Raw genomic sequence first — 20,330 nt, forward strand, 5'->3', positions numbered from 1 at the left:
TGTCCTCCTTATAACCCGGCCAGATAGCGGCAGTATAGAATCATTTGTTTGACTGAGGGTCTGATTTTCTGGTCATTCAGCGGTGTATTGTCGTTCTTGGACGGCTTGGAGTTGACCTCCAGCAGCCAGATTCGGCCGGACTGGTCAAGCGCGAGGTCGATGCCGAGCTCCCCGAAATGGGCGGGAATATAAGTCTCAACCCCTCTTGCAATGGCCAGCGCCGCTCTGGGCAGCTGAACCTGGGTGCTTTCTTTGACACCAGCGGGAAGACTGCTTTTGCCGACAGCCTCCTTGACTGTACTGAGCGTGCCGCCGCGGGCAAGATTGGAGACGAAATGATTACTTCCGGCGGTCCGGGCCACAATGGAGGTGACGCTCCATTTGCCGGTGCCGTTCTTCTGCACCAGGGCCCGGAAATCGACCGGCCGCCGTCCCAGCTCCATCAGGGAGAGACCTTGCTGGATCTGGAAGCGGGTGGTTTTCATCTTGGGGGCAATGGACCCAAAAAGATTCGCCAGACTGGTATAGCTCTGCTTACGTGTGCCCATCGCAGTGGTGGACAGCAGCCGGTAACCGCCGCCTTCCTCCTTGGAAATGCGCAGAATGCCTTTGCCCAGGCTGCCGCGTACCGGCTTCAGGAACACGCTGGGGTAGCTGCTGCACATCCTTTTCAATATGGCGAAGCCGTTCAGGGCATGCGATTCAGGTAAATACCGCTGCAGGGCGGGGTCCTGGGCCAGTGCCTCGAATACCTCTGTCTTGTCTAGGAACTTTTCGTTGAAGAAGTGGGTTCCATAGCGGGATTTTACATCTGCCAAAAAATGCTGTACGCTAGGTTTATTCTCTACCTTTCGCGTGGTCAGCCGATTGTTGATCACATCGGCAACAGGAAGACTCAGCTTCCGCCAGCCCTCATCGTAGACCCAGCCCTGGATGGTAGTGGTGCGTGATTCCAGCGCTTCCGGGGTGAAGAAATAGACATAGGCGCCTTGTGCATGGCAGGCATGAGTCAGCTCCCGGCAGAACATGGTGATCTGGCCGAAGACCCGCTCCGGCTGTTCGGGGTGGTCCCGGCTCACCAGGACGCCAATCATCGGTCCCAGACGCAGAATGCGGCTGCCGGCGCTGTAGGAAGCGTTAAGCGTCAAGCGCTGTCTTAAGCCAAGCCGCCGGCCGAGTGCCTCACTTACACGCAGGCTGTCGGATTTGGGGACAGGAATTACAGTAACCTCCTGCCGGAAAGAGCCGAAGTTCAGCTGAATGGTTCCGTGCGCCGGTATTTTGAGCCTCTTCATGGATTTGTCGCCTAGCATTACAGCATTTTCCTGCAGGATGCCCGAGTGGACCGTTTGAACCGGGATCTTTAGCTTAGACATCGTGGATCTCCTTCCGGTAGGCAAGCATGGTGCCGGCAATATGAATCTTGAGGGTTACATATCATTCATCATATGGAGACATCTGACCCTTGGTGATTGACCTATTCCCGAAAAAGCCGTGCCGGGCGGATTAATATCGCCGGTAGCCATGGGCTGGCAGGCGCGCCTGGACCGGAGGGCGGGAGCACAGAAGGAAGTAGGCATGCCCGGGCAGCACTATGGCGGTTGCCAAATTTGGGCTCAGACAGCCCCTGGGGCTGCCTGCTGGATGAGCAGGGGCTTTTGAAGCGAAGCAGAGACGAACATAACTTGGAGGAGGAAATAAAATGAACGTGATTGATAAGGCGCATGAATTGGCGCGTGCTATTAAGGACAGCAGTGAGGTATCGGATATTACCAGTGCAATGAAGGTGATCGAAGCAGATCCGGAGAGCAAGCAGATGCTAGACAACTTCCGCCAGAGCCAGATTGAGCTGCAACAGCGGATGATGAGCGGGGACATGCCTCCGCAGGAGGACATGGAGAAGATGGAGAAGCTCTTTGAGGTGCTTAACCTGAACCTGGGCATCCGCCGTCTGTTCGACGCAGAGCGCCGCCTCAGTGTGGTCATCGAAGATGTGAACAAAATCATCACAGACAGCTTGTCTCAAATGTACGGCGCGCAATAGGCACCGGCAGCACGCCGGGGGTTCTCTCTGATACAGTAAAAGGGTGATTTCAGGGCTATACGGCTCTGGAATCACCCTTTTTGTCACAATCCGTTAATCCTGCTTGCCCTCCACCAGACAGAGCAGAATAGTAGCGGCCATCCCGAGACGGCGGTCCAGCTTGCCATGGGTGTCCATTGAGAAATCGGCAGTGATTTTGGTAACGAACGGATTGAAGTTCTGCCGGAAGGCAGGAATCACCATTCCCCCGATCTCTAAGTTGTATTTCTGCGGAATAATGGCAAGCGCACGGCGCAGCAGCGCGAGGAAGGCGTTGTCCTCCTTAATGGTGCCGATCTCGTTATCCTGCGTGTCCAGGATGGCCCATTCGTCCTTGATGAGAGATTTCAGGCCTTTGCGGCGGAGTGCGCCCACCGTTTCCCCGGTCTCCATATCATACACATCATAGGTTGAGCTGATATCAAGAATCTTGCGCGCTTTGATCCGCAGCAGCTCCCTCCCCATCGTCTCGTCGGGGTACAGCGTAATGTCCTCTCTCAGCCGGAACGCTTTCATTTCCGAGAATAGCAGCAGCTCCCCCGAATCACCCAAGATATGTAGCTTTCCGCCCAGCGCAGAGAATATTTTTTTGCGGGCGATGTAACGGGTCTGGTTATAAATGGGATTCAAGGTCATTCCCTCCTTTGCGATATATCATCTCATACCCGAGCCATGCAGGATAGAAACTGCTAACAAGGCACTAACATCCTGCTGAAAAATTACGCAGCTTGTCTCATATTTCCGGCCGCAGGTTCATAGAATAGAGATATAGATTCATTCTAACAAACCTGTAGAGCGAAGGAGCGGTCCTGCAATGAGAAAAAAAAGTAAATTCAAGCATTCCGTGTATCTGCTGATTGCCCTGGCCATGCTGTTATACGCGCTGCCGAAGCTGTCTGTTCAGAATGGCTCCGGCTGGGTGCTGGGCTTCGGTATCGTCTGGTGTATCTTCGCGTTCCTGGTCATTGCCTCGCATCTGCATTTCATTATCGGTGTGGATGAAGAGAAGCAGAAGCGCCTGGATGCTGTCCGCAAGGCCAAGCTTGCACAGTGGCAGGGCAAATGGAATGAAGAAGGCCGGGTGTCGCAGAGATCATAGTCCAGGAATAGAGCTGACGGTGTAAAAGTACCCCCTGTTTGCCGTTGCGGCGGACCGGGGGTTACCTGTGCGTGCTTCTCCTGCCGGGAGTAAGTTACCCGGTGTTATATATATATTCCCGGCTGTCATAACTTTTGAAAGATACAGTGTAACCTGCTGTACTCCAGTACGGACAGCATGTATAATGGGTACAGAATAGTACAGATCGGGGTATGGGGGTGTAACAGTTGGAAGGTCAAGGCGATAACATCACAAAGCATGAACAACTGCTGCAGCACATTGAGAGTCTGAAGGTAGGAACCAAGATCTCCGTCCGCAAGCTGGCGAAGGAGATGGGGGTCAGCGAAGGTACGGCTTACCGTGCGGTGAAGGAAGCGGAGAACCTCGGAATCGTTATCACCAAGGAACGGATTGGTACGGTCCGGGTGGAGAAGAAGCCGCGTAATATTTCCGAGCAGCTCACCTTCGGCGATGTCGTGGATATTGTTGAAGGGCATGTGCTTGGCGGAGCAGAGGGTCTGAACAAGCATCTTCATAAATATGTGATCGGTGCGATGAAGGTCGATGCCATGATCCGGTACATCGATGCCGACAGCCTGCTGATCGTCGGGAACCGCGATGATGTGCACTCGCTTGCACTGGAGCAGGGGGCCGGGGTGCTTGTGACAGGGGGTTTCGGCACCAGCCGCGAGGTCAAAGCGCTGGCCGATGAGCTGGACCTGCCGGTCATCTCGTCCAGACATGATACGTTTACGGTGGCTTCGATGATTAACCGCGCGATCTTTGACCGGCTGATCAAGAAGAAGATAATGCTGGTGGAGGATATCGTGGAGGGCAAGCTGCGGCTGAACACGCTCAAAATCTCCAGCACCGTAGGAGAACTGCGTGAACTGGCACTGGCCAGCGGAGAGCAGCGGTTCCCGGTCACGGATGAATGGAACCGGGTTATCGGAATTGTAGGCCGGCGTGATGTGGAGGATCTCAGCGAAGGGCAAATTATTGAAAAGGCGATGGTGCGCAGTCCGGTCACCGCTGCACTCCAGACCTCGCTGGCTTCGGCGGCGCAGATTATGATGTGGGAGGGGATCGATTTTCTGCCCATTGTGGACCGCAACCGTAAGCTGGTAGGATCGGTCACCCGCCGTGAAGTGCTGCAGAGCCTGCGCGACGCCAGCAATCAGCCGCAGCTTGGAGAGACGTTCGATCATCTGATCTGGAACGGGTTCGCGGATGAGCGGGATGAGGAGGGCAGGCTGTTCTTCCATGGCTTCATTACCCCGCAGATGGCGACCGATCTGGGAACGATCTCGGAAGGGGTTCTGTCCACCCTGATGACTTTGTCCGCCTTCAAGGCAGCCAAGGATATCACCGGGAACGACTATGTACTGGACAATATGTCCACTTACTTCATCCGTCCGGTACAGATTGAGCATTCCATCACCGTCATGCCGAAGCTGCTGGAGATCAGCCGCCGCACCTGCAAGCTGGAGATCGAGATCAGCTATATGGATACCATTGTTGCCAAGGCCGTTCTGATGCTGCAGTCGATTGACCACGGGTAACGGGATTAGTGAGTGACTATGAACGAAGATTCATTTTAGGCAAAATATTAAATAGACCAGGGCTGTCCTGCAGGCGATCAGGATGGGCAACTGGTCTATTTGTATTGGCGGCGGGCTGAACCCTCAGCTTCCGCTGCGCATCCGGCTATAGTAGCTGAAGCTGCGCAGTCCCGAGAAGATATTGAACAAGCCCAGCAGCAGAAAAGCAGCCTCAATGACCACGTTAAGCGTCGAGCCGCGGAAGATGAACATCGACATTAATGAAAGCGTGACCAGCATTCCGCCCAGCAGCATATTCATGATCGAGCGTCTGGTGCCTTGGATAAGCGGGTCGGCGGTTCTGCGGGAAGAGATGCTGTACGCGGCGGCGCATACCATGAAGATAACCAGCAGGGCAAACAGCACATACTTAATGAACATAATCATGAACGGCAGCTCCTTTGTGGAAGACCCGTCAGTCAGCATTGCCTTAGCCGGGCACTCTGTATCCTGTGATTGTGATTTGTCCACTATTGTATCATGATTTGCGGCTCAGCTGCGCTTATACGGACTGATTTCCACCCAGATTTGCAGCACGCCCTCCATCACCAGCATGGTGCGGATTTTGACGGTGTATTCCTTCTCGCGGGCCAGATAGATTTTGCTGTCCAGCAGCAGGCGCGCCAGCTTGCCGTCGGAATCGATATCGAACATGCTGCGCCCGCGCAGCGGCTCCAGATCGCCCGCCAGCTTGCTGAGAACCTCCTTGGTTGTCACCGGGTCCAGCGCCGCCGCACCGTCCTTGACCTTACTCTCCTCGGTACGCACCTTAATCTCACGGATGACGGTGGAGGTATTGTTGTATTTTTTGAGCGTCAGAATGTCTTTACGGTATTGTTCAATCTCCAGCCGCAGATCGTGGTTATTCACCCAGAGAATGTTATAGCCCATATGATAAATCGCGTTGTACAGGGCGGCTCCCACAATCACCCCCAGCACAAACACAGCAGCAATCTGCGAGAATCGGCGGTAGCGGTGGAACGGCGGAAGTCGCATGTATCTTTTCACCCCTTCGCTTCTACTTGCCGCATACCCACTTGACCAGCTCGCTGCCCATATGAGCGCCCAGGAAAGCGAACACCAGATAGAGAATCTGCTTGATGGCCGGAGAGAGATTGCCTCCCAGCATATTGCTCTCAATGACCCGCATCGGGTCGATGGTTCCGCCTACTGCGGTAGCCAGTGCCCATATCTTAATCCGGTCTGCGATTTCCAGCATGGTATCGGTTGGCGGCTGAAGAGAGACGACGGCGCCGATTCCGCCCAGCATTGCTCCGCCAAGCACTATGCCGAATGCGATGAAGAAGTCGAGGACGGCCTTGCTTAAGAAAATATCCATAAAAAGCTCCCTCCTTAGATCAGGCGGCGGCCTGCCTTTGCCTGTCCATATGCTCTTAATCCATTCTATGGGCGGTTCCCCCTCTAATATGATAAAATAGTTTCATCTTATGTTTTGATTTGGAACTGAAGGGAAGTGGGGAATATGAGCCCATTCGTGCATTTGCATGTGCACAGCGAATACAGTTTACTGGACGGGGCGGCGCGCATTACAGATCTCGTGCGCCGGGCCGGCGAATACGGCATGACATCGCTGGCGCTGACGGATCATGGTGTGATGTACGGGGCCATCCCTTTCTATAAAGCCTGCCAGGCGCAGGGAATCAAGCCGATTATCGGCTGTGAGGCTTATTTAACCGCAGGCTCGCGCCGTGAGCGGGGAAGCCGCAAGGATCAGCCGATCTATCACCTGATTCTGCTGGCGAAGAATATGACCGGCTACCGGAATCTGATGAAGCTGATCTCCATCGGCCATCTGGAGGGCCAGCATTACAAGCCGCGTATCGATATGGAGGCGCTGGCAGCGCATGCCGAGGGCATTATCTGCCTAAGTGCCTGTCTGGGCGGTGAAGTACCGCAGCATCTGCTGCACGGCCGGGAGGAGGAGGCGCGCAAGGCGGCACTGCGGTATAAGGATGTTTTTGGAAGCGACTTCTATCTGGAGCTGCAGGATCACGGGATTGCCGAGCAGAAGCGGGTGAATCCGCAGCTGATTGCGCTTGCTGAAGAGCTCGGCATTCCGCTGGCAGCGACTAATGATGTCCACTATATGGACAAGGAGGATGCCGAGGTTCAGGATGTGCTGATCTGCATCGGCACGGGCAAATCTGTGGACGATGAGGACCGGCTGAAGATCGGGACAGACCAGTTGTTCTTCAAAAGCGGGGAGCAGATGGCTGCGCTGTTTCCGCATGTGCCGCAGGCGATAGAGAACACGCAGCGGATCGCTGAAGCGTGCAATCTGGAGCTGACGTTCGGCAATCATATTCTCCCGGAATTCTCGCCTCTGCCGGAAGGGCTGGATGCCGCTGCTTATCTGCGCGAGCTATGCCGCAGCGGGCTGGAGCAGCGCTATGCGGATACTCCGCTCTGGGAATCGCCAGAGGAGAAGGAGACGGCTGAGAAGCGGCTCGACTACGAGCTGGGAGTCATTGAGAGTATGGGGTTCAGCGATTACTTCCTGATCGTGTGGGATTTTATCGCTTTTTGTCACCGCAGCGGCATTGTTACCGGTCCGGGCCGTGGTTCCTCCGCAGGAAGTCTCACCGCATACACGCTGAAGATTACCGATGTGGACCCGCTGAAATATAATCTGCTGTTCGAGCGGTTTCTGAACCCTGAGCGGATCACGATGCCCGATATTGATATCGACTTCAGCGACGAACGCCGCGATGAGGTCATTGCCTATGTGGTGGACAAGTACGGCAAGGAGCATGTGGCGCAGATCATCACCTTCGGTACGATGGCGGCCAGGGCTGCTGTCCGTGATGTGGGCCGGGCGCTGAATCTGCCTTATAACGAGGTGGACAAGGCGGCGAAGTTAATTCCGGGCCAGCTCGGAATTAATATTACCCGGGCGCTGGAGAGCTCGACTGAGCTGAAGGCGCTGTATGAGACGAACCCGAAGACCAGAGGCCTGCTCGACATGGCGATGAAGGTGGAGGGCATGCCGCGCCATGCTTCGACGCATGCGGCTGGCGTGGTCATCTCCAAGGGTCCATTGACCGATGCTGTTCCGCTTCAGGCGGGCAATGAGAGTACGGCGCTTACCCAGTACTCCATGGAGCATCTGGAGAGCGTAGGGCTGCTCAAGATGGACTTCCTCGGCCTGCGGACTTTGTCGATTATTGAAAGGTGCATGAAGTGGGTGAAGGAGATGACCGGGAGTGTGCCTGATTTCCGCATCATTCCGGATCACGATCCGCTCACCTATGAGATGCTGGGAGCAGGCGAGACGACGGGCGTATTCCAGCTGGAATCGGCAGGTGTACGGCGGGTACTGAAGGACCTGAAGCCTAGCGGGTTCGAGGATATTGTCTCGGTGGTAGCGCTGTACCGCCCGGGTCCGATGGAATTCATCCCGAAATTCATCGGGGGCAAGCACGGGGAGTTCGAGGTTGTCTATCCGCATGCGGATTTGCAGCCGATTCTGGCCGATACCTACGGTATTATCGTCTACCAGGAGCAGATCATGCAGATTGCCTCGCTGATGGCCGGCTTCTCGCTTGGCGAAGCAGACCTGCTCCGCCGTGCAGTGTCCAAGAAGAAGCGGGAGACACTGGATCAGGAGCGCAGCCACTTCGTGGAGGGCAGTCTGAAGCAGGGCTACCAGGAAGCGGATGCCCATGCGGTCTATGATATGATCGTGAAGTTCGCCAACTACGGCTTTCCGCGCGCCCATGCGGCTGCTTATGGTGTTCTCGCCTTCCAGACGGCGTATCTCAAGGCGCATTATCCGGTGCAGTTCATGGCCGCTATGCTCACCGCCGTGATGGGGACCCACCGCAAGGTGGCGGAATATGTCCTGGAATGCCGCCGGTCCGGGATTGGCGTACTGCCGCCGGATGTCAACGAGAGCGGGGTATTGTTCACTCCGGTGCCCGGCGAAGGCCGCGGGCATATCCGCTTCGGGCTGGCTGCGGTGAAGAATGTCGGCACGCTGGCTGTGGAGAACATTATGGCGGTCCGTAAGGAGCGGCCGTTCGACAGCCTGCTCGATTTCTGCCGCCGGGTTGACTTACGCGTCTGCAACAAGCGGGTCATCGAATCGCTGCTGCAGACCGGCGCCTTCGATGCGCTGCCCGGACACCGGGCGCAGCTGCTGGCGATGCTGGATGAGACGGTGGACGCGGCGGCCAAATGGCGCAAAGAGCGCGATGAGCTGCAGATCCAGCTGTTCGATGACCTGATCGAGACGCCGAACTGGGAGATCCGCTACCCGGATATTCCGAGGTTCAGCGGAACCCAGCAGCTGGAGCTGGAGCGTGAGCTGCTCGGGCTCTATCTCTCCGGCCATCCGCTGGATGACCATGCGGGGCTGCTGGAGGAGCCGGGGATGCAGAAGCTGATGGATCTTGGCGAAGCTGCGGATGAGAGTATGACCGTGACGGCCGGTATGGTCGTGTCGCTGAAGGAGATCACGACCAAAGCCGGGAAGGCGATGGCTTTTGTGGAGTGGGAAGACCAGATCGAGCGCTGCGAGGTCGTACTCTTCCCGGAGGTGTGGAAACGCAGCCGCGCCCTGATTGAGAAGGGCGCATTGCTGGCCCTGCGCGCCAAGGTGCAGCAGGAGGACGAGGGCTTCAAGCTACTGGCTGAGGAGGTAGCTCCGCTCACCTCGGACAGCGTGCGCGGCCTGCTGCAGCGCCGCAGCGCCGGGTCCCGGCCCGCCTACGGCGCGGGCCGCGGTGCCCCCGCAGGAGCGCCTGCGGCCGCTCCTGCAGCCCGCACGGGCGCCGGTGGCCCCGGCGCCCGGCCCGGCGGTGCAGCTGGCGCCGCCGCTGCACCGGGCACGCGCACACCGGCGGCACAGCCGCCCGGTGCGCGCGCTTCCGCGGCCGCTGCGCAGGCCGCGCCCAAGGCCCAGGCCGCGTCAGACGCGCGGCCGGGCAGCCCTGCCCCGCTGCGCACGGGGCAGGACCCAGCCGCTGAGCGCTTCGCAGGCTCAGCGCCCGGCGCCCAGCGTGTCTTCATCAAGATCACGCCGGGCGCTGAGCTGAAGGGTCTGCTGCCGCGCCTCCAGGCGCTGCTGCAGACCCATCCGGGACCCGCAGCGACGCTGCTGTTCTACGAGCGCAACCAGAAGGTGCTTGCGCTGAGCGACAGCTACCGGATCGAGCCCTCGGAGGAGCTGTTCGCAGCCATTGAAGAGATGCTGGGTGCCGGAACCGTCCGTCTCCGATAGGAGCAGCCAAGCTGTCCTTGGAGCTTGTTCGAAGTGAACATTCACATAGGTGTATTATGTGCAATTATCAACCGTGAAAAGGATGGCTTTCCTCCTCTAACTGTAGTTTGTACAACTAAATCTGCCCGAATGGGTGAGAACCCGGGTATAGAGGCAGTTTAATTGTATGAATTACAGCTAAAAGGATAGTCGGCGCTAAATCAGATGATTTAGTTGTACAGAATGCACTTAAGCATCCCCATTGCACCCTAATTGGGGCATGGCAAACCCTCAGCATGGCGGCTGGTTAAAGAGTTTCTCACCAGTTAATTTTGATGCTGCACAAATGCATCTTTTATGGGCAGCCGCTGTGATACACTGATCTTTTTAGCACATTTGCCCCCTCTTCCGCATACATTAGGGAACCAATAGAGTGAACTTATGAATCTGTCAGGTTTCACTCTCAAGTTCAGCTAAATCATAGCGGGGCATTGTCCCGTGCGGAAGGGGAATGACATCATGTCCTATCAAATGGCGGAGGAGCTGCTGGAGCGCCGGGGAGTATCACTGGACTCGATCGCGGAGATCGTCTATATCCTGCAATCGGTCTATTATCCCAGCTTAACGCAGGAGGAGTGCCTGAGCAGCGTCAAGTCGGTCCTGAACAAAAGAGAAGTCCAGTATACGCTCATGACCGGGATTGCGCTGGATGAGTTAGCCGAGAAGAAGCTGCTGCCCCAGCCGTTTCAGGCGGTAATGGAAGCGGATGAATCGCTCTACGGGGCGGACGAGACGCTGGCACTGGGCATCACGAGCGTGTATGGAATGATCGGCCTGACCAGCTTCGGCTACCTGGATAAAATAAAGCTTGGAATTATCGGCAAATTGAATGATGATAAAGGGAGCATTCATGTATTTCTGGATGATCTTGTGGCCGGAATTGCGGCTGCAGCTTCAGCCCGGATCGCCCACGGGCATGAGGGTGCGAAGGTCTATCCCCATGTGACCGGGACCGAATAACGGCTGTTCCTGATGCGCTGCGACCGGCCTCCCGGGCCTGAGTCCTTCCTGCCGGGCTTGCTTGCGGGAAAAAAGAAAACTGTGTTATCATAATTTCATTATATTCAGGATACGGCTGGATTCGAGATTAGGGAGGCCTTGCAGGGCATGTGGACGGTAATCTATATAGCGCCGACCGCCAAAGTGGCGGAGATGATCCAGAGGAAGCTTACGGAAGAAGGATTTCTGATTAAATGCCGTCCCATCAATATGTCCAAGCAGCAGTTTGAGATTCTGGTTCCTTCGGGAGAGCTTGAAGAAGTGCAGGAGGTCCTCAATCTGATTCTGCATCCCTGAAGAGTATGGCATAGAGATTCAAAGCATTCATGACAGCGGCAAGCTGCTATTTACGCAAATAAACGGCTGAAGAGGTGCGACCCTTGTTCAAAGATTTATTTCAGAAAAAACGGAAGTACGCGACTATTCCTTCAGAACGTCTGGAGCGAAGCGGCGGACCGGCAGAAGGCGAGCGCCCTAAGCGGGAGATTCCCGAAGGTCTAATGAGCAAGTGCGCCAAATGCGGAACGATCCAGTATAGCAAGGAACTGGAGAAGAATTTGAAAGTATGCCCTTCCTGCGGCTATCATATGCGCCTCAATGCGACCGAACGGATTGCAATGATACTTGATCCGGAAGGGTTCATTGAGTTCGACAGCGAGATGGCGTCGATTGATCCGCTGAAGTTCCCCGGCTATGCCTCGAAGCTTGCGCAACAGCAGTCCAAAACCGGACAGCTTGAAGCTGTAATCACCGGCCAGGGCAGCATTGGCGGACATCCGGTTATTGTAGCCGTGATGAATTTTGAGTTCTTCACCGGCAGCATGGGATCTGTGGTTGGAGAGAAAATTACAAGAGCGGTGGAAGAAGCGACAGAGCAGGCACTGCCGATGCTGATCTTCTCCACCTCCGGCGGAGCCAGAATGCAGGAGAGCATTCTCAGTCTCATGCAGATGGCGAAGACAAGCGCCGCGCTGGCCCGGTTCAGTGAAGCAGGCGGCCTGTATATTTCTGTCATTACTGATCCGACTACCGGCGGGGTATCGGCGAGCTTTGCCAGCCTGGGCGACATTATTATTGCCGAGCCCGGAGCGGTATTCGGCTTTGCCGGACGGATTGTCATCGAGCAGACGATCCGCCAGAAGCTGCCGGAGGATTTCCAGACGGCAGAGTTCAATCTGCAGCACGGACAGCTGGATCTGGTCGTGCACCGTAAGGAAATGCGCTCCACACTCACGAAGCTGCTGGAACTGCATGATGTGAAAGGGGGATTTTAGGTTGGCAGGAGAGTTGCCTTTTGAAATGCCTCTGGTAGAAATGCGCAAAAAAATCGCCGAACTCAAGCAGTTCGGTGAAGAGAAGGGCATTGATTTCAGCGATGAGGTAGCCCGGCTTGAAGAGCGCTACAGCGAGCTGGAGAATGAGATCTATTCCAATATATCCCCGGCCCAGAAGATGCATCTGGCCCGGCATCACGTACGCCCGACCTCGCTGGATCTGATCGGGCTTATCTTCACGGACTTTATCGAGCTGCATGGTGACCGCCTGTACGGTGACGATCTTGCGGTAGTCGGCGGAATCGCCAAGCTGAATGGTAGACCTGTGACCGTTATCGGACAGCAGCGCGGCAAGGATACGAAGGAGAATATTCTCCGTTTCTTCGGCAGCGCCCATCCGGAAGGCTTCCGCAAGTCACTGAGGCTGATGAAGCAGGCAGAGAAGTTCGGCCGTCCGATCATCACCTTTGTGGATACGAAGGGGGCTTACCCCGGTAATACCGCTGAGGAACGCGGACAATCGGAAGCGATTGCCCGCAATTTGTTCGAGATGTCCCAGCTGGCCGTGCCGGTCATCTGCGTGATTATCGGCGAGGGCGGCAGCGGCGGAGCTTTAGCGATGGCCGTGGGCAACCGCGTGCTGATGCTGGAGAATGCAATCTATTCAGCGATCTCCCCTAACGGTGCAGCGTCGATTCTGTGGAAGGATGCCACCAAGGCGGAACAGGCCGCTGAGGCGATGAAGATTACGGCCACCGATCTGCTGGAGATGGAAGTCATTGAGGAGATTATTGCAGAGCCCAGAGGCGGTGCGCACCGGGATTACGAAGCTACAGCGGAGGCGGTTAAGGATACAGTCTGGCGTCACCTGCAGGAGCTGTCCGGCATGGATGCAGCAGCGCTGAAGGAAGACCGTTATCTGAAATTCCGCAAAATCGGTGAGTTTTCCGAGTCGGTGCTGGAGCAGGATTCCGATCAGGATGAAGCGCAGATTGTGGAGTAAGCGGGAGCTTTTCTCCGGGGAATGAGCGGCATGGCCGGTACCGCCGGGTTTGCACTTTTTAACATATTCCAGATTAATCCAGCCCGCGGACGGGACAAGACCTATTATACAATTATTCCCATTATAATCATCCTGTGCTTGCTGCGGGATGATTTTTCTTTTATCAGCCATCCTATATTATTCGACTTTAATTTACAGCAAAAACAGGCACTAACATTGATTTTGTGTTCAACATGCAGTAATATTCATAAGGGCGCAATAAAACGTGCATGTCTTTACATGTGATAAAGTTCCTATACAGAGAGTAAGCCTTATAGTAGATTTTGTAGTTGGAAAAAGCGAGACAGAGAGAACGAAAAAACGGAGGAAAACCTAATGCGGAAAAGTAAAATTGTATGTACGATCGGACCTGCAAGTGAATCGTTGGAGAATATCAAAAAATTGATTTTGGCTGGTATGAATGTGGCCCGTCTGAACTTCTCCCACGGCGATTTTGATGAGCATGGAGCCCGGATCAACACGATCCGTCAAGCATCCAAGGAACTTGGCAAGACTGTTGCCATCCTGCTCGACACCAAAGGACCGGAGATTCGTACTGGTAAGCTGGAAGTAGAACCGATTGAACTGGTTCAGGATGAGTATCTGACATTGACTACGGAAGAGATCCTTGGCGACCATAACCGTATCTCCATCACTTACAACAACCTGCCTAACGATGTTCAAGTAGGATCGACGATCCTGATCGACGACGGCCTGATCGGTCTTACGGTTGTCGACATTCAAGGCACTGAAATCAAGACCCGTATTGTTAACGGCGGTACGATCAAGAGCAAGAAGGGTGTTAACGTACCAGGAGTATCCATCTCCCTGCCGGGTATTACGGAAAAAGATACCAGTGATATCATTTTTGGGATCGGACAGGACATTGATTTTATTGCCGCTTCTTTCGTACGCAAAGCCAGCGACGTTCTGGAAATCCGTGAACTGCTTGCGAAGCATGATGCTTCCCACATCCAGATCATCTCCAAGATCGAGAACCAGGAAGGTGTCGATAACCTGGATGAGATCCTGGCAGTATCCGACGGCCTCATGGTTGCCCGTGGCGACCTTGGTGTAGAAATCCCTGCTGAAGATGTACCTTTGGCTCAGAAGCTGATGATTCAGAAATGTAACATCGCCGGCAAACCGGTAATCACAGCTACCCAGATGCTGGATTCCATGCAGCGCAACCCGCGCCCAACCCGCGCTGAAGCAAGTGACGTAGCGAACGCAATCTTCGACGGAACTGATGCAATCATGCTGTCCGGTGAGACTGCTGCGGGGAAATATCCGGTAGAATCCGTACTGACTATGTCCCGTATTGCTGAGAAAGCAGAATCTGCTCTGAACCACCGTGAGATCTTCATGAAGCAGCAGATTGCTCAAGAAACTACTGTAACTGAAGCGATCAGCCAATCCGTAGCGATCTCCGCTCTGGATCTGAATGCTAAAGCGATCATTTCTTCGACTGTAACTGGCCACACTGCACGCGTGGTTTCCAAATATCGTCCTAAATCACAGATCATTGCTGTTACTACCCAGGAAAGAACAATGCGTCAACTGGCGCTGGTATGGGGCGTAACTCCTGTATTCGGTCCTGAAGCTCATTCTACTGACGAATTGCTGGAAACAGCTCTTAACGGCGGTAAAGCTTCCGGTCTGGTTAAAGCTGGCGATCTTGTAGTCATCACTGCAGGTATCCCGCTTGGACGTTCCGGTTCCACTAACCTGGTGAAGGTAGATACGATTCCAGCCGACTAGGATTTGGAAGAGCTTCTGCAGCACGAATAAGATATAATGATAAGAGCAGTGGCGCTTGATTGCCGCTGCTCTTTTTTTGATAAGTGAACTTTCCGGAATGTTAAGATACAGATTGATATCAATGGTGCAAATGGATATATTGGACCTGAGTGTTTGGAGCAGGATAGTATGTCAGGGAGATGTATAAATAGGATTCCTGGAATACACGGCAGGGGGACTATTACGATAGATCCGTCTGACCGAAAAGGCGCTTCCGCAAGAGCGCGGGAGGGATGGCACGGCCAGCAGCCTCTTATTCTGGATCATAACGCCGCCATCGGAGACCTTTAGTCTAGGGCTACGTCCATTGACCTGGCAGCAGGTGATGCAGACTGTGGATAACTTGGACAGCGGGGCGATATCGTACCCCACCTGCGGCGCTTCGACGATCCATTCGGCTGAGCTTTGCGGTCCGTTATAGCGCTGTACGGTACGGAAGACCCAGCATTTGCTGAGGTTGCGCAGGGTGATGCACCATTTGCCGGGACTCAGCTTGACAATGGAAGCGCGCATATGGTTGCCGGGGGAGACGGGAAGAGGAATGACGGTCTCGGAGGCGGGGAGAATCTCCCACCAGGCATAATACCGGACTATGCCGTTCACCGACTCATGACCGGTGCCGGTCTGGATCAGGCTGCTGTTCTTGAAGCCGTCAATGCCGATCCAGGCCGAGGAGAATGTAGCTTTTTCCGTAGGCTTTACATAAGGGACGATCCAGTCGGCAGATATCTGCCGGTAGCTGCCTTTTTTGCCGGAAATGGCATAACCGCTCCAGTTGCTCGAAGTCCAGCCAAAGCCGGAACTGGCGGCTCTGCCCGTATTGAGTTTATCCTTCAGACAGGGTTTGCTCCGTGATAATCTATTGACTTGGCCCACTTGTCCACCGCCTCATAATAGGTTGTGCTCTATTTAATGCAGAAGGCGGCTATCAAGGTTGGGTATTCTGTTAAAAAGAATGAGAGAGGATTTGTAATCCCCATGGAAAAAATAACAAAGCTGCGCGGGTTCTATCTGTTTCTGGGACTGGCCGGGGGCTCCTTCGGCTCCTATCTCTCGCTGCTGCTGAAATCAAACGGACTTGAAGTCAGCCAGATCGGCGTGCTGATGGCTATAGGGACGCTGATCGCCATCTGTGTGCAGCCTTTATGGGGAATGGTCTCCGACCGGTATAACCAGGCGCGGCTGGTGCTGATTCTGAGTGTGGCTGTTCCGGCGGTGCTTGCGGTCCTGTACCGTTCGGAATATTTCATCGTGCTGATGCTGGTGTATACCGTGTCCACGATCTTCTCCTCTACACAGGCGCCTATAGCCGACTCGTACGCCATAGCGGCTGCGAACAGGGCTGGAGCCACTTACGGAAGCATCCGCATGATGATGAGCATAGGCGCCGCCGTAGGGGCCATTACGGGGGGACAGTATGTATCCAAATTCTCTGTATCGACCATCTGGCTGCCGTTTCTGCTGCTGAATAGCATCGCTGTAGTCATTGCCTTCACCCTTCCCAAGCAGGCGGAGGAGAATCACATGATGAGCCAATCCTTCTCCCAGGGAATCAAAAAGCTGCTCGGCAACCGTATATTCCTGGCTTTCCTGGGCGGGAGCTTTCTGGTCAATCAGACCATGACGGCCTTCGGGACCTATTTCGTGATTGCCTTCCAGTCGGTTGGGGGGTCCACCAGCTCTGCGGGAATCGCTCTGTTCCTGGCGTCCATTACCAATGTTCCATCCATGTTCTTCGCCTCCCGGGTTATTCGCAGGCTCGGCATGGAGCGGACGCTGCTGCTTGGAGCGTTAATCTATGTACTGCGCTGGGGCGTCCAGGTGGCCTTTCCGTACCCTTCCGTCATGATCGGCGTACAGGTGCTTCACGGCCTCTCGTTCGGGTTCTTTTATATCGCGGCGGTTGAATATGTATCGAAGATTACCTCAGCGGAGATGCAAGCGACCGGGCAAAGTGTCTTTAACATCGTATTCTCCGGGTTAGCCGGGATTCTCGGCAATCTGCTGAACGGGATGCTGCTGAACCAGGGCGGGGTCGGGCTGATGAACCTCTCCTGCATGATTAGTGCGGCTGCGGGCGCGGCTCTGCTGGTCTATGTCGCCAGAAGTTCACGCCGTATGCTGCCGCTTACGTCTGCATCCGGCGGTGTCGGCGCTTAGCGGACTGCTGGCTGCCGGATAAGCTGTATTATAGAGAGGAGCATGAATATGAATCCGCATCAACCGGGATGGGCCAGCCGCTGGCACAGTACCTCCATCCGTGTACGTTATCAGGAGACCGACCAGATGGGTGTGGTCTATCATGCCAACTATTTGATCTGGTTTGAGTGCGGCCGCACGGAGATGTTCCGTGAGCTGGGCTTCGACTACCGGAGGCTGGAGGGCCTCGGTCTGCTGCTGCCGGTAACCTCTGCAGATTTGCAATTTAAAAGCCCCGCGCGATATGATGATCTTATTACCGTATATGCGCGGTTAACCACCTTCTCGGCTCTGAGGGTTGTGTATGAATACGAAATCCGCCGGATAGCGGCGGGTCAGGAAGGGCAGGAGCGGACCGCTGGCGAGCTTCTGGTCAGCGGCTCGACGAGCCATGTCTGGCTGAACGGGGAATGGAGGCCTGTGCGGATCGACAGGGCACAGCCTGAGCTGTTCCAGGCCCTCCTGGCTGCGCTGAACGAAAAAGAATAGCGTTAATGTAAGGAAGAAGGAGGAGCAGTATGATCAGGAACAAATGGCTGTGGGCCGCCTTATTTGCAGTCCCGGCCGTGGAATTATTCGGTTTCATCTATGTCTCAAGTTTTCTTGGAGCGCCCAAGACACTGCTGATCATGCTGGCTACTTCAGTCATCGGTTTGCTAATGATGCGGTTCGAGGGCAAGAAGGTACTGCAGGACAGCAGAACACATATGCAGGAGGGACGGGTGCCCGGACGGACCATGCTGGACGGCTTATGTATTTTCTTCGGCGGTCTGCTGCTGATTCTGCCTGGATTTGTCACGGATCTGATCGGCTTTACTCTGGTATTTCCGCTGACCCGGCCGCTCTACCGGGTTTTTCTGCTGAAATGGATCGAGAAGAAGATGAAAAACGGCACGTTCACCTTCTACCGCAGGTAGTCGGGTAGAGAGCTAGAGCAGGCTGGCGGTTGCTGGCGGTATGAAGGACTTGTAAGGAATAGTAAAGAGTGCTATGGAGTATTAAGCAGTGGTAAGATTACTTAGGAGCACTATGGAGTAATCGGGTTTGTCAGAAGGTGTTCAGTTGCAGGTGCTGCGGCTGGAGGCCTTTTTGGCGTTAGGGAGTGGTGCGGGAAGAGCAGTAACGGACGGAAACAGTTGGATATTGTACACTTACTGATGTTCGCAAGAGGCACTCTCAGGTATAAGCTGGAAAAACAACACTTATTAGACTGCAATTTTTCCCAGGGGGCGGATGATCGTAAAATTAAGTGATGTTTTTCCAACTGCTACTCCAAAAAGCTCTGAAATCTCCCCAATAAGATACGTTTATCCAACTAATAGCGCATCAGATTTAAAAGTGTGAAATTATTTTTAAAAATTGCTTACTGAGGGTTTATCACGCCCTGATTAGGATGTAAGAGGTAGGCTTAATTGCAGACTATACAATTAAATCGCCGGATATACCGCCGAATCTCTGTTTTGCTGTATTTCGTACAATTAAAATGCCTCTATACCTGGATTTTTGCCCCTTTGGACAAATACAGTTGTACAAACTACAGTTAGAAGAGGAAAGCTTTCCGTTTCGCTGCTTTTAGTTGCACAGACTACACTTATCGCTAATGATTCGCTATGCTCAATTAGTTTCGAACCCTGCCCCCTAATGCAGCCTGCCGCTGAGGATATAGCTGCGCAGGGCGCGGAATACGCCGGCGCGGGAGAACGCATCAAGAATAACGAGCAGCACCGGGCCGAGGATCAGCCCGAGGATGCCCATCAGCTGAAGGCCGGCGAACATGCCGATCAGCATGGCAAGCGGATCGACGCCGATGCTGCTGGCGAGTACTTTGGGTTCCAGCACCTGGCGGGTGATCAGGATGATGCCGTAGAGCACCAGCAGTCCGATGGCCAGCGCCATGTTCCCGGTCATGTACGAATACAAGGCCCAGGGCAGAATGACGATACCGACGCCCAGATAAGGAATCAGATCGACGATGCCAATGGTCAGGCCGATGGCGAAGGCTGATTTGACGCCCAGCAGCAGCAGGCCGATGATCACAATTACCGCCGTTACGGAGATTAGCACTAGCTGGGCGCGGATGTAGCCGAACAGCGCCTTGCGCAGATCCTTCCAGATTTCCGAGACCGGTCTCATCAGCGGAGCCGGGAGCAGGGCGGTCAGCTTGGCATTATGCCGTTCCCAGCCGGTGCTGAGGAAGAAGGCGGCTAATACGATAACAATCAGAATGGTGCCGAGGCTCGGCAGTGAGGAGATCAGCTTCAGGATGATATTGAAGAATCCGGTAATCATCTGCGTCACAGCTTGACCGACTGTTTCAGTGGTCCGGTTGATATTGCTGTCAATGGTGGCATGATAGCCCGGGTTGTCGTGGTAAAACTGGTTGATTTGGTTAATAATATTCTGAATGCTGGCATTGCGGCTCAGGGACAGCAGCAGCTCCCGCCATTGATCGGTATGAAGATCGAAGGTCTGGAGCAGCCCGATCAGCTCTTTGACCAGCCTTGTGATGAGTGCGGTCAGTACAAGAGCGATGCCTCCGATGTAGAAGAGCAGCGAGAGGGATACGGCGAGCCAGCCGGGGAGCTTCATCCCCTTCAGGATCAGGACCAGCGGGTGCATGAGATAAGCCAGCAGCCAGGCGATCAGCAGGGGGTATAGAAGCGGCAGCAGTACATATACGGCCAGCAGAATCAGGGCGGCGGCAAGCACGACCCAGAGGCCGCGCAGCATTCTTTTAAGCACAAGTGTATCGATCTTCGGTCCCTCCTACTCTGGCGGATTCCAGAAATAACGGCTCGTCTTATATATATTCATAGGGGGTGTGAAAAGACTAGCAGCGGTAGAAAAGCTCAGACGGCGGGCATATCCATAACCTGGAAGCCGGTTCATGAAACAGATTTTGCGTTCGTTTTTTTCTATCCCTCCGATAAAATCATTTGATGTCCTGCAAAG

At 54.5% G+C, this 20,330-nt stretch carries 19 protein-coding genes; 12 read left to right on the plus strand and 7 right to left on the minus strand.

Annotated features, from left to right (window positions below; genetic code table 11):
- Window positions 1–8: 8 nt before the first annotated feature.
- Window positions 9–1,376 (minus strand): YheC/YheD family endospore coat-associated protein, encoded by a 1,368-nt coding sequence (locus MKZ07_RS00700; protein WP_036691218.1) that lies wholly within the window; start codon window positions 1,374–1,376, stop codon window positions 9–11.
- 326 nt (window positions 1,377–1,702) lie between these two features.
- Here MKZ07_RS00700 and MKZ07_RS00705 point away from each other — a divergent pair, with 326 nt between their 5' ends.
- Window positions 1,703–2,044, plus strand: coding sequence for a YlbF family regulator (locus MKZ07_RS00705; protein ID WP_036691219.1), 342 nt, complete (start codon window positions 1,703–1,705; stop codon window positions 2,042–2,044).
- A 93-nt stretch (window positions 2,045–2,137) separates the two neighbouring features.
- Here the strand turns inward: MKZ07_RS00705 and MKZ07_RS00710 are convergent, their stop codons facing one another.
- Window positions 2,138–2,719 carry a hypothetical protein gene (locus MKZ07_RS00710; protein ID WP_036691221.1) on the minus strand — a complete coding sequence of 194 codons (582 nt, stop codon included), beginning with the start codon at window positions 2,717–2,719 and terminating at the stop codon, window positions 2,138–2,140.
- Between the two features lie 178 nt (window positions 2,720–2,897).
- On the opposite strand from MKZ07_RS00710, the gene MKZ07_RS00715 reads away from it, so the two are divergent.
- A complete protein-coding gene (locus tag MKZ07_RS00715; protein WP_036691223.1) occupies window positions 2,898–3,182 on the plus strand; it encodes a hypothetical protein in 285 nt (94 codons plus the stop codon).
- 227 nt (window positions 3,183–3,409) lie between these two features.
- Entirely contained in the window at window positions 3,410–4,744 is a 1,335-nt protein-coding gene (locus tag MKZ07_RS00720) for a DRTGG domain-containing protein (protein WP_036691225.1), read from the plus strand.
- 123 nt (window positions 4,745–4,867) lie between these two features.
- Here the strand turns inward: MKZ07_RS00720 and MKZ07_RS00725 are convergent, their stop codons facing one another.
- The 3 genes from MKZ07_RS00725 to MKZ07_RS00735 all read right to left on the minus strand — a co-directional run bounded on the left by MKZ07_RS00725 (window position 4,868) and on the right by MKZ07_RS00735 (window position 6,122).
- Window positions 4,868–5,170, minus strand: coding sequence for a YtpI family protein (locus MKZ07_RS00725; RefSeq protein ID WP_076154972.1), 303 nt, complete (start codon window positions 5,168–5,170; stop codon window positions 4,868–4,870).
- A gap of 105 nt (window positions 5,171–5,275) precedes the next feature.
- Window positions 5,276–5,779 carry a hypothetical protein gene (locus tag MKZ07_RS00730; protein WP_036691229.1) on the minus strand — a complete coding sequence of 168 codons (504 nt, stop codon included), beginning with the start codon at window positions 5,777–5,779 and terminating at the stop codon, window positions 5,276–5,278.
- Window positions 5,780–5,801: 22 nt separating this feature from the next.
- Entirely contained in the window at window positions 5,802–6,122 is a 321-nt protein-coding gene (locus MKZ07_RS00735) for a YtrH family sporulation protein (RefSeq protein WP_036691231.1), read from the minus strand.
- Between the two features lie 144 nt (window positions 6,123–6,266).
- Between MKZ07_RS00735 and MKZ07_RS00740 the strand changes: the two genes are divergently transcribed.
- The 6 genes from MKZ07_RS00740 to pyk all read left to right on the plus strand — a co-directional run bounded on the left by MKZ07_RS00740 (window position 6,267) and on the right by pyk (window position 15,140).
- Entirely contained in the window at window positions 6,267–10,025 is a 3,759-nt protein-coding gene (locus MKZ07_RS00740) for a DNA polymerase III subunit alpha (RefSeq protein ID WP_076154970.1), read from the plus strand.
- Window positions 10,026–10,523: 498 nt separating this feature from the next.
- The gene (locus MKZ07_RS00745) at window positions 10,524–11,024 is read left to right on the plus strand and encodes a phosphatidylglycerophosphatase A family protein (RefSeq protein WP_036700686.1); all 501 of its coding nucleotides are present in this window, start codon (window positions 10,524–10,526) and stop codon (window positions 11,022–11,024) included.
- A 147-nt stretch (window positions 11,025–11,171) separates the two neighbouring features.
- The gene (locus MKZ07_RS00750) at window positions 11,172–11,360 is read left to right on the plus strand and encodes a hypothetical protein (RefSeq protein WP_036700684.1); all 189 of its coding nucleotides are present in this window, start codon (window positions 11,172–11,174) and stop codon (window positions 11,358–11,360) included.
- An 83-nt stretch (window positions 11,361–11,443) separates the two neighbouring features.
- On the plus strand, window positions 11,444–12,337 hold the full coding sequence (gene accD, locus MKZ07_RS00755) for an acetyl-CoA carboxylase, carboxyltransferase subunit beta (protein ID WP_036700682.1): 894 nt from the start codon (window positions 11,444–11,446) through the stop codon (window positions 12,335–12,337).
- A gap of 1 nt (window position 12,338) precedes the next feature.
- Window positions 12,339–13,340, plus strand: a complete 1,002-nt coding sequence (locus tag MKZ07_RS00760; RefSeq protein WP_036700669.1) for an acetyl-CoA carboxylase carboxyltransferase subunit alpha — start codon at window positions 12,339–12,341, stop codon at window positions 13,338–13,340.
- A 375-nt stretch (window positions 13,341–13,715) separates the two neighbouring features.
- Entirely contained in the window at window positions 13,716–15,140 is a 1,425-nt protein-coding gene (gene pyk / locus MKZ07_RS00765; protein ID WP_036700667.1) for a pyruvate kinase, read from the plus strand.
- Window positions 15,141–15,311: 171 nt separating this feature from the next.
- Here the strand turns inward: pyk and MKZ07_RS00770 are convergent, their stop codons facing one another.
- The gene (locus MKZ07_RS00770; RefSeq protein ID WP_036700666.1) at window positions 15,312–16,055 is read right to left on the minus strand and encodes a G1 family glutamic endopeptidase; all 744 of its coding nucleotides are present in this window, start codon (window positions 16,053–16,055) and stop codon (window positions 15,312–15,314) included.
- A gap of 102 nt (window positions 16,056–16,157) precedes the next feature.
- Here MKZ07_RS00770 and MKZ07_RS00775 point away from each other — a divergent pair, with 102 nt between their 5' ends.
- Genes MKZ07_RS00775 through MKZ07_RS00785 form a run of 3 tightly spaced genes read left to right on the plus strand, consistent with a single transcriptional unit; the run spans window position 16,158 to window position 18,295 of the window.
- A complete protein-coding gene (locus tag MKZ07_RS00775; RefSeq protein ID WP_036700689.1) occupies window positions 16,158–17,339 on the plus strand; it encodes an MFS transporter in 1,182 nt (393 codons plus the stop codon).
- 48 nt (window positions 17,340–17,387) lie between these two features.
- Window positions 17,388–17,867 (plus strand): acyl-CoA thioesterase, encoded by a 480-nt coding sequence (locus tag MKZ07_RS00780; RefSeq protein WP_341024009.1) that lies wholly within the window; start codon window positions 17,388–17,390, stop codon window positions 17,865–17,867.
- A 29-nt stretch (window positions 17,868–17,896) separates the two neighbouring features.
- The gene (locus MKZ07_RS00785; protein WP_036695825.1) at window positions 17,897–18,295 is read left to right on the plus strand and encodes an FxsA family protein; all 399 of its coding nucleotides are present in this window, start codon (window positions 17,897–17,899) and stop codon (window positions 18,293–18,295) included.
- 721 nt (window positions 18,296–19,016) lie between these two features.
- Here MKZ07_RS00785 and ytvI read toward each other — a convergent pair.
- The gene (gene ytvI, locus MKZ07_RS00790) at window positions 19,017–20,132 is read right to left on the minus strand and encodes a sporulation integral membrane protein YtvI (protein ID WP_341027857.1); all 1,116 of its coding nucleotides are present in this window, start codon (window positions 20,130–20,132) and stop codon (window positions 19,017–19,019) included.
- Window positions 20,133–20,330: the final 198 nt, after the last annotated feature.

The organism is Paenibacillus sp. FSL P4-0338, assembly GCF_038002365.1.
In the GTDB taxonomy this organism is placed as follows: Bacteria; Bacillota; Bacilli; order Paenibacillales; family Paenibacillaceae; genus Paenibacillus_AQ.